The sequence below is a fragment of the Krasilnikovia sp. M28-CT-15 genome, from assembly GCF_047159595.1.
Classification (GTDB): domain Bacteria; phylum Actinomycetota; class Actinomycetes; order Mycobacteriales; family Micromonosporaceae; genus Actinoplanes.
Genome location: NZ_BAAGAK010000001.1, coordinates 3,608,635 through 3,622,890, shown reverse-complemented (window position 1 = coordinate 3,622,890; position 14,256 = coordinate 3,608,635). Strand labels below are relative to the sequence as shown.

The 14,256-nt window shown below is 73.8% G+C and carries 9 protein-coding genes; 6 read left to right on the top strand and 3 right to left on the bottom strand.

Going from position 1 to position 14,256, the window contains the following annotated elements:
* Positions 1–145 precede the first annotated feature (145 nt).
* A complete protein-coding gene (locus ACMCNO_RS16730) occupies positions 146–460 on the bottom strand; it encodes a type II toxin-antitoxin system PemK/MazF family toxin (RefSeq protein WP_412750370.1) in 315 nt (104 codons plus the stop codon).
* Between the two features lie 463 nt (positions 461–923).
* Here ACMCNO_RS16730 and ACMCNO_RS16725 point away from each other — a divergent pair, with 463 nt between their 5' ends.
* The 4 genes from ACMCNO_RS16725 (at position 924) to gndA (ending at position 7,273) form a co-directional block, all read left to right on the top strand.
* The gene (locus ACMCNO_RS16725) at positions 924–2,534 is read left to right on the top strand and encodes a glycosyltransferase (RefSeq protein WP_412750369.1); all 1,611 of its coding nucleotides are present in this window, start codon (positions 924–926) and stop codon (positions 2,532–2,534) included.
* A 121-nt stretch (positions 2,535–2,655) separates the two neighbouring features.
* Positions 2,656–3,462: an HlyD family efflux transporter periplasmic adaptor subunit gene (locus ACMCNO_RS16720; protein WP_412750368.1), complete on the top strand. Its 807-nt coding sequence runs from the start codon at positions 2,656–2,658 to the stop codon at positions 3,460–3,462.
* On the top strand, positions 3,459–5,621 hold the full coding sequence (locus ACMCNO_RS16715; protein WP_412750367.1) for a glycosyl hydrolase: 2,163 nt from the start codon (positions 3,459–3,461) through the stop codon (positions 5,619–5,621). Before ACMCNO_RS16720 ends, ACMCNO_RS16715 begins: the two co-directional genes overlap by 4 nt.
* A 221-nt stretch (positions 5,622–5,842) precedes the next feature.
* The gene (gene gndA, locus ACMCNO_RS16710) at positions 5,843–7,273 is read left to right on the top strand and encodes an NADP-dependent phosphogluconate dehydrogenase (protein WP_412750366.1); all 1,431 of its coding nucleotides are present in this window, start codon (positions 5,843–5,845) and stop codon (positions 7,271–7,273) included.
* Positions 7,274–7,319: 46 nt separating this feature from the next.
* Here the strand turns inward: gndA and ACMCNO_RS16705 are convergent, their stop codons facing one another.
* Both ACMCNO_RS16705 and pgm read right to left on the bottom strand, forming a co-directional pair.
* Positions 7,320–9,683: a putative bifunctional diguanylate cyclase/phosphodiesterase gene (locus ACMCNO_RS16705; protein ID WP_412750365.1), complete on the bottom strand. Its 2,364-nt coding sequence runs from the start codon at positions 9,681–9,683 to the stop codon at positions 7,320–7,322.
* A gap of 100 nt (positions 9,684–9,783) precedes the next feature.
* Positions 9,784–11,427, bottom strand: coding sequence for a phosphoglucomutase (alpha-D-glucose-1,6-bisphosphate-dependent) (pgm, locus tag ACMCNO_RS16700; RefSeq protein WP_412750364.1), 1,644 nt, complete (start codon positions 11,425–11,427; stop codon positions 9,784–9,786).
* A gap of 111 nt (positions 11,428–11,538) precedes the next feature.
* Between pgm and ACMCNO_RS16695 the strand changes: the two genes are divergently transcribed.
* Both ACMCNO_RS16695 and yaaA read left to right on the top strand, forming a co-directional pair.
* Positions 11,539–13,239, top strand: a complete 1,701-nt coding sequence (locus tag ACMCNO_RS16695) for a copper resistance protein CopC (protein ID WP_412750363.1) — start codon at positions 11,539–11,541, stop codon at positions 13,237–13,239.
* An 18-nt stretch (positions 13,240–13,257) separates the two neighbouring features.
* Positions 13,258–14,064 carry a peroxide stress protein YaaA gene (gene yaaA, locus ACMCNO_RS16690; protein ID WP_412750362.1) on the top strand — a complete coding sequence of 269 codons (807 nt, stop codon included), beginning with the start codon at positions 13,258–13,260 and terminating at the stop codon, positions 14,062–14,064.
* Positions 14,065–14,256 lie beyond the last annotated feature (192 nt).

Below are 14,256 nucleotides of genomic sequence, written 5' to 3'. Positions count from 1 at the left end.
CCTCCGCGGACCCCGCCGACATCCCCCTTTCACGCAACGAGGGGCGACCTGTGGTGGGTCCTCGGCGCCGATCACTCGGCCGGGCGACAGGTCGGGCAGCCGGATCGGCCGGGCGGTCAGATTCCGGGGGGGCCGAATCCGTCGCTCAGAGCTCGAACAGCTCGCGCATGGCCTCGGCGAGCCGGGCCATGCTCGCTCCGGTCACCATGCCGATACGCTCCGCGCCGACGGCGGCCGGCAGCCGGCGCATCCGGTTGACCACGACCACGCCGGTGATCGGGTCCTGTTCCGTGAGGGCCACCGCATACGGCGGCAGCTCCGTGGTGCCCCGCTGGCGCACGATGGGGGCGCAGAACGGCGAGGCGTTGGCGCGTTCGTTGTAGCTGTCGGCGGACAGGACGAGGACGCGGTAGCGCAGATCGGTGCGGTTGCCGATGGTCCAGATCTCGCCACGCTTCATCGCGGCACAGTCCCGGCGGCCATGCCGGTGAGCGTACCGCCGGGCAGATCTTCGGCCGCGCGGGCCCGCCCCCCGCCGCGCCGCGGCGGGCCCACCACACGCCGACGGACATTCGATTAAGGGCATGTTTCGAGTACGCGGAAATTGTGTTCCGGGCGACCCCGACCCTCCTGTTAGCTGCCTCACTGGGCACACACCGGCACGTCGCGAAAATTTGTTACTCGCCGGTGCACCTTAACGTCGATGTCACGGGAGAATGCGCTGCTGGCGGACCAGTCGGGGATGGACGGTACGAACTCGGCCATGCCATTGTTCACGCGCTCGAAAACCCGCCGAATAAATCGATCAATGTCACCTGGAAGAAATGTGTGTCGCAGCGCTCGCGAATGCCCGCAGATTCCTGTTCGCTGGTTGGTGGCGCACGAACCCCGGGCGCCCCTCCCGATGTCCCAGGAGCTTCGACATGCCGCCCCCCTCAGCACCTCCGAGCCGCCCCGGCGCCGCACTGGCCTGGCGGCCACTGCAGCGCTCGACCCGGGTGGCGATCATCGGCGCGCTGGTCGCCACGGTCTTCTATCAGCTGTTCCTGCTGAACCCGGCCTACCGCGGGCCCACCTGGCTGTGGCTGGCGATGCTGACCGCCGAGGGACTCACGGCGCTGCACCTGGTCGGCACGTGGTGGACGATCCTCGCCCACGACGATCACAACGAGCCCGTCGACGTCACGGTCTGGCGCAACCGGCTGCGCGCGGGCGCCGAGGTGCCCCCGATCGACGTCTTCATCACCGCGTACGGCGAGGAGCCGGAGATGGTGCGGCGCACCGTACGCGCGGCACTGGACATGGACCTGCCGCACGAGACGTTCCTGCTCGACGACGGCGACAGCGATGAGCTGCGCGACATCGCCGCCGCCGAGGGCGCGGGCTACTTCCGCCGCCCCGGCGGGCAGCACGCCAAGGCGGGCAACGTCAACGCGGGACTGGCCCGGACCAGCGGCGAGTTCGCGGTCATCTTCGACGCCGACCACGTGCCCGAGCCGGGGTTCCTGCTCAGCGTGCTGCCGCACTTCGTCGACCCGGACGTGGCGTTCGTGCAGTCGCCCCAGTCGTACACCAACCCCGTGAATCTCGTGGCCACCGGCTCCGCCGAGGCGCAGCGCATCTTCTACGAGCTGGTCTGCCCCGGCAAGAACCGGTTCAACGCGGCCTTCTGCGTCGGCACCAACGTCATGTTCCGGCGCGCGGCCCTCGACGAGATCGGCGGCATCTGGACCGGCAGCAACTCCGAGGACATCTGGACCTCGATCGAGCTGCACAAGCGCGGCTGGAAATCGATCTACGTGCCGCAGGTGCTGGCCCGTGGGCTGGCGCCGTTCGACGTGTCGTCGTACCTCAAGCAGCAGTTGCGCTGGGCCAGCGGCGGATTCGAGATCCTGCTGCGCGGACGGTTGTTCAAGCGGGGCTCCGGACTGACCCTGGATCAGCGGCTGCAGTACCTGTTCTGCGGCACGCACTACCTGCTGTCCGTGGCGATGATGACGTTCATGCTGTTCCCCGCGTTGTATCTGCTGTTCGCGCTGAGCCCGATCCGCGCGGACGGTGTCACGTGGGCCACCCACTATCTGCCCTTTCAGGCCGCGGTGTTGCTGGTGACCTGGCTGCAGTCCGGCGGGTTCAAGCCCTCGGCGATCGTGGCCAGCATCGGCGCGGCACCGGTGCATCTGCGGGCACTGTGGGCGGTGCTGCGCAACAAGCCCGCGACGTGGAAGGTGACGAACTCGGCCGGAGCCGGTACCCGTTCACTGTGGGCGGTCATGCCGCACGTCGCGCTGCTCGTACTCAACGTCACCGCGATCGCGGTCGGCCTGATCGTGATGGCCGACCCGCCACCGACGTGGCTCTCCGTGGGATGGGCCACGATGATCGTCCTGATTCTCGGCCGCATGATCATCGAATCGGTGACCGGCGGCCGCATCCGGCACGCCCCGCCGCCCGCGGCTCCCGCCATTCCCCGGCAGACCGGTGTGACCAGCGCGAACACCACGCCGGTGCCGGCCGCCGTGAGCGCCGCCTGAGACGCCCCGGGCGGCAGCGCCGCCACCCGGGGTCCCACCCCCTCCCCAGAACGGCACCTGCGGGCCACCGTTCCCCTCGACACCCGGCCGGGCGGCTCGTCCGGCCAAGAAGGACGTTGTCATGAGCACGATCATCAGCGACACCGGACTGGACCAGACCCCCGTCGCCGAAGACGCCGTCACCGGGAACGCCGAACCGAGCAAGACCGAAACGCCGACACGGACCGGTCCAGGGCATCCACGCCTGTGGCGCGCCGTGCGGATCGTCCGCACCACGGTCGTGGTGCTGGCCCTGCTGGCCGCCGCCGCGGTGGGCGGCACCTACCTGGTCCGGCAGCGCCTGGCCGACCGGGCATACGTCGACGCGGGCACGGCCGTACTGACCGCCGATCCCATCCCGGTCGGCTCCGCAGCCGCGGGCGTCGTCGAGCAGGTGTACGTGCAGGACGGCTCCGCCGTCGCGGGCGGCGCGCGGCTGGCCAGCCTCGCCATCACCACCACTCCGGGCAGCCCGCCCCGCATCGAGCAGCTGCGCGCGCCGGTCACCGGACTGGTGAGTGAGATCAACGTGGCCCAGGGCCAGGTGGCGCGCGGCGGGGAGCCGGTGGTCACGCTGTACGACCCGGCCGCGATGGCGTTCGTCGTCGACGTGCCCGCGCAGGTCCTGCGGCGGCTGCGGCTGGGCATGACCGCCTACGTGGACGGTCCGGGACTGCCCGGCCGGATCACCACCACCCTGGACCGGGTGGAACCCAAGGTGACCGCCGCGGCCGTATCCACCGACACCTCCGGCCTGATCACGGTGGTGCTCAAACCCGCGCAAGGCGACCTGGACACGGTCCGGACCCTGGTCCCGGGCCTGCGCTTCGACGTGGTCGTGGACACCACCACCGCGGTCGGTCACACCCCGGCGGTGAACAGCGCGTGACCCGCCGCCTGCTCACTGCGATCCTTGCGGTCGGCCTGCTGGCCGCCTGCACCGCCGATCATGGCTCCGCGCCCCGCGGCCCCTCGCCGGGCGCGGCGGCCGCCGGGCCGGTCACCGAGGCGGCCGCCGACACCCTCGTCGCGGTGCCCGGCGGCACCGGTCGCGGCAGCGTGGCCGCGACGCTGCCGGGCGCCGCGACGCCGGGCAAGGGTCCGGCCCAGGCGGGCGACCTGCACGGGCAGTCCCTGCCGACGAACCAGTGGTGGAGCTCCGCGCTGACCGGCCCGGGGACCCAGCCGATGTGGGCCCACCCGCTGGCCGTGCGGGTGACCGGGGCCGGGGCTCAGTTCAGCAGCGCCCCGGTCACGGCCAGCGCGAACGCGATCACCACACCGTTCGTCCCCGCGCTGGGCACGGACGCCGCCGGCACCACCAGCGTCGTGGGCTACGGGGCGTTCCACGTCGTACTGCGCGTCGCGCTGTCCGGCGGCGGCACGGTGGAGCTGACCGTGGTGTCCGGCAGTCCGGTCGCCTGGCTGCGGTTCCGGGGCGCCGCCGCCCGGCTCACCGCCGGTGGCGCCGTACGCGACCTGGGCAGCAGCGGCGGGCTGGCCCGGCTGGACATCGCCGGGCAGCGCTGGGACGTCGCCGGATCGGGCGTCACCCTGTCGGGCGGCACGGTCACCGCCAAGGACCCCCAGCTCGCGGTGGCCCGCGTGCCCGACGGCGCGGACCCGGCAAGCTGGGAGAAGGCCGTCATGGCCGCCGCCGACCCGGTGGTGAACACGACCGCGGCGATGGCGTATGACGCCGGGTCCGGGACGGTCACCCAGACCCTCACGGCGACCCGCGCGTCCGGCCGGGCCGGACTGTGGGCGCTGCTACCGCACCAGCGGGCGGGCCTGGTGCCCGGCCCCGTACCACTGGCCGGCACGTATCCCGACGCCCGGGGCACCCTCTCGCTGGTCGAGACGGACCGGGTGCGGGTCCGGGTGCCGCTGCCCGGGCTGCTCACCGGCGTACCCCGGGTGGACATCGGTGCGCAGCAACGCCGCGCCGTCCTCGCCGACCTCGACCGCGACCTGGCCGACAAACCCGGGACGGGCGGCAGCTACTTCGGGCTCAAGGAGCTGGGGCGGCTGGCCTCGGTCGCGGAGGTGGCCCAGGCGATCGGCGCGACCGGCCAGCAGCGCGCCGCGCTGGCGCGGCTCAAGCCCGAGCTCGTCGACTGGCTGACCTATTCGGGCCCGGCCGACCCCCGATACTTCGGCTACGACCGCGGCTGGGGCGGGCTGATCGCGGTGCCCGCCGAGTTCGGCAGCCAGGACTACAACGACCACCACTTCCAGTACGGCTACCTGGTCCGCGCCGCCGCCGTGCTGGCCGCGGCCGACCCGGGCTTCGCCCGCGACTACGGCGGGGTCGTCGACCTGGTCGTCCGCGACTTCGCGGGCAGCCGGGCGGTGCCCAAGGCGGGGGGCGGCTTCCCGCCGTTCCGCTCGTTCAACGCCTACCTCGGCAGTTCGGCCGCATCCGGCTTCGCGCCGTTCGCGGACGGCAACAACCAGGAGTCGTCCAGCGAGGCGGTGGCCGCGTGGGAGGCGGTGACCCGCTGGGGTCAGGTCCGCGGCGACGCGGCGCTGACCGAGTTCGGCGCCACCCACTACGCCATGGAGGCGGCCACCGCGCGGCAGTACTGGCTCGGCGAGGGCCTGGCGCGCCCGGCCGGGTACGCGCACACCACGGCGGGCATCGTCTGGGACGCGAAGGTGGACTACGCGACGTGGTTCGACCCTAGGCCCGAGTCGGTGCTGGGCATCCAGCTGCTGCCGCTGACGTTCGGCTCGCTGTACCGCGCGTCGCCCGCAGCCGCCGCGGCCCGCGACCGGGAGCTGCGGGCGGCGGTGGGCGGGCCGCCCCGGATCTGGGGCGACCTGTTCGCCGCCGACCTGGCGGTGGCCGACCCGGAGGCCGCCCGGGCGCGGCTCGACGCGGGCGTCCCGCGCGAGCCGGGCACGAGCCGGGGCCTGGTCCGCTACTACGTGGCGGCGCTGACCGAGCTGGGTCCGCCCCAGCCGGGGGCGGTGGCCCCGCTGGGCAGCCTCACGTTCGGCAGTGCCGAGCACCCACGCCGGGTGGGCGCGGGCCCCGGCGGCTGAACCAGCCCCCGCGCCGGGTGGCGGGGCCGGGCCGGCATCCCGGCCCGGCCCCGTCGCGCTGCTCGGGCCGGGTGCGGCGGTCCACCTGACGGGCAGACTCGAACTCTGGGCGGGGCGGACACGTAAGAATGGGCGTGTCCCGACGCACCGGCGTCGAGTGGCCTGCGAGCAGCCAGGATTCAACGTCTGTGTCCCGGCGCTCGCGCGGAGGAAGGACGTTCATGACGGAGAAGGCTCAGATCGGCGTAACCGGCCTGGCGGTGATGGGGCGCAACCTGGCCCGCAACTTCGCCCGCCACGGCCACACGGTCGCCGTGCACAACCGCAGCTACGGCCGGACGAAGGAACTCGTCGAGGAGTTCGGCCACGAGGGCAGCTTCCTGCCCGCGGAGACTGCCGAGGAGTTCGTGGCGAGCCTGGAGCGCCCCCGGCGCGTGGTCATCATGGTGAAGGCGGGCAAGCCGACCGACGCGGTCATCGACGAGTTCGCGCCGCTGCTGGAGCCCGGCGACATGATCATCGACGCGGGCAACGCGCACTTCGCGGACACGCGCCGCCGGGAGGCCGCGCTGAAGGAACGCGGGCTGCACTTCGTCGGCACCGGCGTGTCCGGCGGCGAGGAGGGCGCGCTGCACGGCCCGAGCATCATGCCCGGCGGCTCACCCGAGTCGTACGCGGCGCTGGGCCCGCTCCTGGAGGACATCGCCGCCAAGGTCGACGGCGAGCCGTGCTGCGTGCACGTCGGCCCGGACGGCGCGGGCCATTTCGTCAAGATGGTGCACAACGGCATCGAGTACGCCGACATGCAGCTCATCGCCGAGGCGTACGACCTGCTCCGCCGGGCGGGCGGGCATACGCCGGCCGACATCGCGGAGATCTTCCGGGGCTGGAACGCCGGGCGGCTCGGGTCGTACCTGATCGAGATCACCGCCGAGGTGCTCAGCCAGACCGACGCCGAGACCGGCAAGCCGTTCGTCGACGTGGTGGTCGACCAGGCCGAGCAGAAGGGCACCGGCCGGTGGACCGTGCAGGCCGCACTGGACCTGGGCGTGCCGGTCAGCGGCATCGCCGAGGCGGTGTTCGCCCGTGCCCTGTCCGGTGACCCGGCGGTGCGCCAGGCGGCGGCCGGGCTGCCCGGCCCGTCCGCGACGGCCGGGGCCGGCGGCGCCGACCTGCAGGCCGACGTGGAGCAGGCGCTGTTCGCCTCCAAGATCGTCGCGTACGCACAGGGCTTCCAGCAGATCCAGGCCGCCAGCACCGAGTACGGCTGGGACATCGACCCGGGCGCCATGGCGAAGATCTGGCGCGACGGCTGCATCATCCGCGCCAAGTTCCTGGACTTCATCCGTCAGGCGTACGACAAGCAGCCGCAGCTGGCCACGCTGCTGGTCGACGACTACTTCCTGGACGCCGTCGCGGGCGCCCAGGACGCCTGGCGGCGGGTGGTCGCCACGGCCGCCCAGCAGGGCATTCCGGCCCCCGGCTTCGCGTCGGCGCTGGCGTACTACGACGGGCTGCGCGCGTCCCGGCTGCCCGCGGCGCTGATCCAGGGCCAGCGCGACTTCTTCGGCGCGCACACGTACCACCGCGTCGACAAGCCGGGCGCGTTCCACACGCTGTGGGCGGGCGACCGCAACGAGGTTCCGGCCTGATCCCCGGACGCCGGGCCCGCCCCTTGCCGGGCGGGCCGGGCGGCGGTCAGGCCGCCCGGACGACCGGGGCCGTGCCGTCGGTCGTGTCCTCGGTCATCGCGCGCGCCATGATCGCGCCAACCTCCTCGGCGGGCAGCGGGCGGCCCAGGTGGAAACCCTGGCCGAGCTGGTAGCCCATCTCCCGCAGCCGGTCCATCTGATCGGCGCTCTCGATGCCCTCGGCGACCGCGGAGAGCTGCAGATGCTCGGCGAGCTGCGCGACCGCCGCGGCGACCGCCAGCCGGCCCCGGTCCGCGCCCTCGCTGATGCCGTCGACGAACGACTTGTCCAGCTTCAGCACGTCCACCGGCACCGACCGCAGCAGGCTCAGCGACGACTGCCCGGTGCCGAAGTCGTCCAGCGCCAGGCGGACCCCCAGCTCGTGCAGGGCCTCCAGGGTCTGGAGCACGTGCGGACCGTCGAGCACGGACGACTCCGTGACCTCGAGCACCAGGTTGCCCGGCGTCAGCCCGGTGTCGTGCAGCACCGCGGTGACCTCGTCGACGAAACTGGCCTCGCGCAGCTGGCGGGCCGCCACATTGACGTTGATCCGCCCGATGGCGGCGTGGCCGTACTCGGCCTGCCAGCGGGACAGCTGCCGGCACGCCGTACGCAGGACCCAGGAGCCCATCGGCACGATCAGCCCGGACCGCTCGGCCACCCCGATGAAGTCGCCCGGCGGGATGTTGCCGCGCTGCGGGTGCTCCCAGCGCACCAGCGCCTCGGCGCCGGCCAGCCGTCCCGTGACGATGTCGTAGACGGGTTGGTACAGCAGGTACAGCTCGCGCCGGACGAGCGCGTTGTGCAGCTCGGAGCCCAGCCGGGCGTGGTTGACCACCTCGGCGCGCATCCGCGGCTCGAACCGCGCCCAGGACGCCTTGCCGGCGTCCTTCGCGGCGTACATCGCGATGTCGGCGTTGCGCAGCACCTCGTCGGCGCGTTCGCCCGGCTCGGCCGGGGTGACACCCACGCTGGCATGTACCAGCAGGTGGTGCTCCCCGACCCGGAACGGCACCGCCAGCGCCGCGACGATCCGCCCGGCGGCCCGCTCGGCGGCCTCCGGCTCGTCGACGTCGAGCAGCACCGCGAACTCGTCGCCACCCAGCCGGGCGGGCAGGAAGCCCGCCCCGCTGTCGCGCAGCAGCCGCTGCGCCACCTCGTAGAGCAGTTGGTCGCCGACGGCGTGTCCCATCGTGTCGTTGACCATCTTGAAGTCGTCCAGGTCGATCAGCAGCACGCTCGCGGGCAGGTGCGCGTCCAGCCGCTCGGCCAGCGCCGCGCTGAACCGGGCCCGGTTGGCCAGACCGGTCAGCGGATCGCGCATCGCCAGATGCTCGAGCTCGGCCTGCTGGTGCTGTACCCCGCGCAGCAGCCGGGCGTGCTCGCGCAGCCCGAGCAGCTGCCGGGCCACCACGAACGACGCGGTCAGCACCGCACCGACGATCAGGGCGCGCTGGTTCCAGGTCATCTGCCGCGCCGAGACCGTGATGACCAGTGCGGTGGTGGCCCCGACGGCCAGCACGGGCAGCGCACCGAGGATCTTGTGGGCGGCCCATGGGGGGCGCGGGCTGGCCGGCCGGCCCAGGGCACGCAGTTGCAGGTAGGCGGCCGTGCACACGGCGGCGCCCATGAGCGGCACGCACAGCACGGACAGCACGAGCCGGCTGGTGCTGTCGCCGACCAGCAGCACGACGGACGCGACGACCCCGGTCAGCGGCACCACCGCCAGGGTGCGCAGGGACGCGGGATGAACGTGGATGTCCGCCCGGGTCGTGGCCCGCCCGATGACCACCAGGGCCAGCAGCCCGCCGACCCCGACCAGGGCAGCGGCGGCCTGGGTGTGGCCGGGCGTGCCGGGCGGCGCGAAATCGGCGACCACGAACCAGAAGATCAGGCCACCGGCCGCCGCGATCGTGGCCCCGTCCAGCGCGAGCTGGGCCCGGCGCAGCGCGGACACCGAGCCCCGGGGCAGGTGCAGGAAGCTGAGCACGGCCATGGCGAGCGCCGGCACCATCAGCGCGGCGACCAGTGGCGACAGTCCGGGGCTGTCACTGGCGTTCGGCAGGCCGACCGCGGTGGCGAAGCCCATGCACGCGCAGGCGTGCGACTGCCGCCGCCAGAAGCCGCGGACCGGCCGGGGCAGCACGATCATCGCGCCGATGCGGTGGCAGGCGAACGCCGCCGCGGCCATCGCGACCGGGGCCGCCGCGAAACCGGGAATCTGGGAGGCCGCGGGGTCGCGCAGCAACAGCCAGGCAACCGCGCCCGCGAGCGTGGCGGCTGCGGCCAGCAGTGACAGCAGTGACAGCAGGCCACGGTGCGCAGGGGCCACCACCTGGCTGCCCCGTTCCCGCTTATTGGCTGCGACCATCCCTCGCCCGGCTCCCCTGTCGGCGTCCTTGGCTGTCCAGTCGGCCTGGCTGGGACGAAACTGAGAGGGACGGGCGGGCGCCGGTCGGTCGGGGTGGGTATCAGCCCTTCAGGGCGGCGGCGACGACCGCGCGGGCCTCCTGCTGGATGGTGGCCAGGTGGTCCGGGCCGCGGAACGACTCGGCGTAGATCTTGTACACGTCCTCGGTGCCGGACGGGCGGGCGGCGAACCAGCCCGACTCGGTCGCGACCTTGAGCCCACCGATCGCCGCGCCGTTGCCCGGTGCGGTGGTGAGCACCGCCGTTATCGGCTCTCCGGCCAGCTCGGTCGCGGTGACCTGCTGCGGCGACAGCTTCGCCAGGATCGCCTTCTCCGCGCGGGTGGCGGGCGCGTCGATGCGGGCGTACGCGGGCTCGCCGAAGCGGGCGGTCAGGTCCCGGTAGTGCTCGCTCGGGGTACGCCCGGTGGTCGCGACGATCTCGGCGGCCAGCAGGTCGAGCAGGATGCCGTCCTTGTCGGTGCTCCACGGGCTGCCGTCGCGGCGCAGGAACGACGCCCCGGCGCTCTCCTCGCCGCCGAAGCCGACCGAGCCGTCGAGCAGCCCCGGCACGAACCACTTGAAGCCCACCGGCACCTCCTCGAGGCTCCGGCCCAGGTCCGCGGCCACCCGGTCGATCATCGACGAGGAGACCAGGGTCTTGCCCACGGCCGCGTCGGCGGGCCAGTCCGTACGCGCCCGGAACAGGTACGAGATCGCGACGGCCAGGTAGTGGTTCGGGTTCATCAGTCCCCCGTCCGGGGTGACGATGCCGTGCCGGTCGGCGTCGGCGTCGTTGCCCGTGGCCAGCTGGAACCGGTCCTTCTGGGCGATCAGCGATGCCATCGCGTACGGCGAGGAGCAGTCCATCCGGATCTTGCCGTCCCAGTCCAGGGTCATGAACCGGAACGTCGGGTCCACCTCCGGGTTGACCACGGTCAGGTCCAGCCCGTACCGGGTGGCGATCTCACCCCAGTAGGCGACGCTGGCTCCGCCCAGCGGGTCGGCGCCGATGCGCACCCCGGCCGTCCGGATCGCCTCGAGGTCGATGACCGAGCCCAGGTCGTCGACGTAGGCCGACAGGAAGTCGTAGCCCGACACCGTGGGCGCCGTGCGGGCCCGGGCCGCCGGGATCCGGCGTACCTCCTTGAGCCCGTCCGCGATCAGCGCGTTCGCCCGGTCCTGGATCCAGGTGGTGGCGTCGGTGTCGGCCGGGCCGCCGTGCGGTGGGTTGTACTTGAAGCCGCCGTCGTCGGGCGGGTTGTGCGACGGCGTGACCACCACCCCGTCGGCCAGCCCGGTCGTGCGGCCCCGGTTGTGGGTGAGGATGGCGTGCGACAGCGCCGGGGTCGGGGTGTATCCGTCGCGGCTGTCCACGAGCACGGTCACGTCGTTGGCCGCGAACACCTCCAGGGCGCTGACCATGGCCGGTTCGCTGAGCGCGTGGGTGTCCCGGCCGAGGAACAGCGGCCCGTCGGTGCCCTGGGCCCTGCGGTACTCGACGATGGCCTGGCTGGTCGCCACGATGTGGTCGGAGTTGAAGGCGACCTTCAGGCTGGAGCCCCGGTGCCCCGACGTGCCGAACGCGACCCGCTGCTCCGCGACGGACGGGTCGGGGTGCTCGGTGTAGTAGTTCAGGACCACCCGGGGCACGTCGATGGCGTCGGTCGCCTCGGCGGGGCGGCCGGCGCGGGGGTGCACGGACATCGATGACCTCCTGTGTCATGGACCTTCGCGGATCGTATCGTCGCCGATACGCATACCCACGGTTCGCCGCGCGCGTTGAACCTTTCCGCCGTGCGGTGCGAACTACCGGTCGTGACTGGTGCCGACGCGGCCGGGGGGCCGCCGACCACCCGAGCCGCGCGCGCCCGGGTCCTGCCTGCCTGGGTCGTGGCGGTGCTGGCGGGCGCGGCCGCGCTGCTGCTGCCGACCGCCCCGGCGTACGCGCACGCCGCGATGGTCGCCGCGGCCCCCGCGGCGGGCAGCATCGTCGGTGCCTCACCCACCGAGGTGACGGTGGTGTTCAGCGAGCCGGTCACGCCCGTGCCCGGCCGGGTGCAGGTGCTCGCCCCGGACGGCACCCGGATCAGCGGCGCCGCCGAGGCGGAGGGCACCGTGCTGCGCATCCCGGTGCGCCGCGCCGACCGCCCGCTCGGCACGTACCTGGTCAGCTACCGGGTGATCTCCGCGGACAGCCACCCGGTCGGCGGCGCGCTGACCTTCTCGGTGGGCGCACCGTCGGCGCGCCCGGCCGAGCCGCCCGAGGCCGGGGTGCATCCGTCCGTCGCGGTCGCGGTCCCGGCCGTGCGCTTGCTCGGGTACGCGGGGCTGAGCCTGGCCGTGGGCCCCGCGCTGCTGCTGGCGCTGTTGTGGCCCCGCCGGTTGTCGCGGCGCGGCCCGATCCGGCTGGCCCGCACGGGTCTGGGCCTGCTGGCCGCCGGCACCCTGGCCGGGCTCTGGGTGCAGGCCCCCCACTCCAGCGGCGCCCCGCTGTGGCAGGTGTCGCCGGGCGAGCTGGGCGAGGTCCTGGCCAGCCCGTACGGCCTCGCGCTGGCCGCCCGGCTGGCCCTGCTGGTCGTGGTGGCGGCGCTGCTGCCCCCGGTGCTGCGCGGCACGGCCGGGCGGGGCCGCGCGCTGGCCGTGACCGGGCTGACGCTGGCGGCGCTGGTCACCTGGCCGCTGACCGGGCACGCGGTGGCGGCCCCGCTGTCCGGCGTGGTCGTCGCCGCGGACGTGGTGCACCTGGCCGCCATGGCGGTGTGGCTGGGTGGCCTGGCGACCCTGGCGGTGTTCCTGCTGCGGCGCGCCCATCCCCGGGTGCTGGCGGTGCTGCTGCCGGCCTGGTCGCGGTGGGCCGCCCTGGCGGTGGTGTGGCTGGTCGGCGGCGGCGTGGTGCAGGCCGTCGTGCAGGTCGGATCGGTGCCCGCGCTGTGGGGCTCGGCGCACGGGCGGCTGCTGCTGGCGAAGGTCGCGGTGCTCGCGCTCACGCTGGGCGCCGCGGCGTACGCGCGGCGGCTGGTCCACCGCGACCCCGCCGCCGGGCTGTCCCGGCTGCGCCGCGCAGTCGCGGTGGAGGCCGCGGCCACCTGCGTGGTGCTCGGGCTCAGCGCGGTACTGGTGCAGGTCACCCCGGGACGCAGCGTCGCTGCCGAACGGGCCGCCGCGTCGGACTCGGGGGTGTCGCAGACGTTGAGCTGCCCCCTGTTCACGCTGCAGTTCAACGTGTATCCCGTCGAGGTCGGTGAGGACAACACCGTGCACGCGTTCGTCTACACGCCGGCCGGGGCACCGCTGCCCGCCGAGGAGTGGACGATCACGACCCGGCTGACCGGGACGGACATCGAGCCGGTGCGCACCCCGATGCTGCCGCTGGTGCCGCGCCACCACGCGGTCGGGGCGCTGACCTTCCCGCTGCCGGGCACGTACGAGGTGAAGTTCACCGTGCGGGTCTCCGACATCGACCAGAGCACCGTCACCACCACGATCACCGTGCCGGGGGAGGCGCCACCCGCCTGAACGGTTAGCCTCTGCCGCGTGCTGATCCTGCTGCCCCCGTCGGAGGGCAAGACCGCCCCGGCCGCCGGCGACCCCGTCGACGTGTCCACCCTGTGGCTGCCCGAGCTCGCCCCGGCCCGCCGCCGGGTGCTGAACCGGCTGGTCGCCCTGTGCCGGCGCAGCAGTGCCCGCGGGATCGCCGACTCCCTCGCCACGCTCGGGCTCAGCGCCGGGCAGCGCGCCGAGGTGACCCGCAACGCGGGCCTGGCGCAGGCGGCCGCCGCCCCGGCCGCCGAGATCTACACCGGGGTGCTCTACGAGGCGCTCGACCTCACCGGCCTGGACCCCGCCGCGCGGGCGTGGACGGACGCCCGGGCGGTGGTCTTCTCGGGGCTGTGGGGCGTGGTGCGGCCCGGCGACCGGATCCCGGCGTACCGGTGCTCGGTCGGGGTGAGCCTGCCGGCCGTCGGGGGGCTGGCCGCGTACTGGCGCAAGGCCCTGGGCCCGGCGCTGGACCGGGCCGCGGGCGAGGGCCCGGTGCTGGATCTGCGCTCAGGCACGTACGCCGGGATGTGGGCGCCCGCCGGGCCGGTCGCGGCCCGCACCGCCACGGTCCGGGTGCTGCACGAGCGCACCGTCGACGGGGTCACCCGGCGCAGCGTGGTGAGCCACTTCAACAAGGCCACCAAGGGCCGGGTGGTGCGCAGCCTGGCCACCTCGGGTGCGGCGCCGCGCACCGTGGACGAGCTGATCGCCGCGCTGCGCGACCTCGGGCACACCGTCGAGGAGGCGCCCGCGGCCGCGGACCGTCCCCGCCGCCTCGACCTGGTCGTCACCGAGGTGTAGGCCGCGACTTTCCGGTCATCGAGCCTGGACCGGGGCACGGCGGACATCACCGGTCGTCCGAACCGCCGAATCCCAAGATCAACCGTTGGGTCGGTAACCGAATCCGCTCTGGTTCGCCACCGATCGAAATGAGATCGTGTAGCCCCCAGACCACGGGTGGCGGCCACCACACCGCCGACCAGCCAGAACATC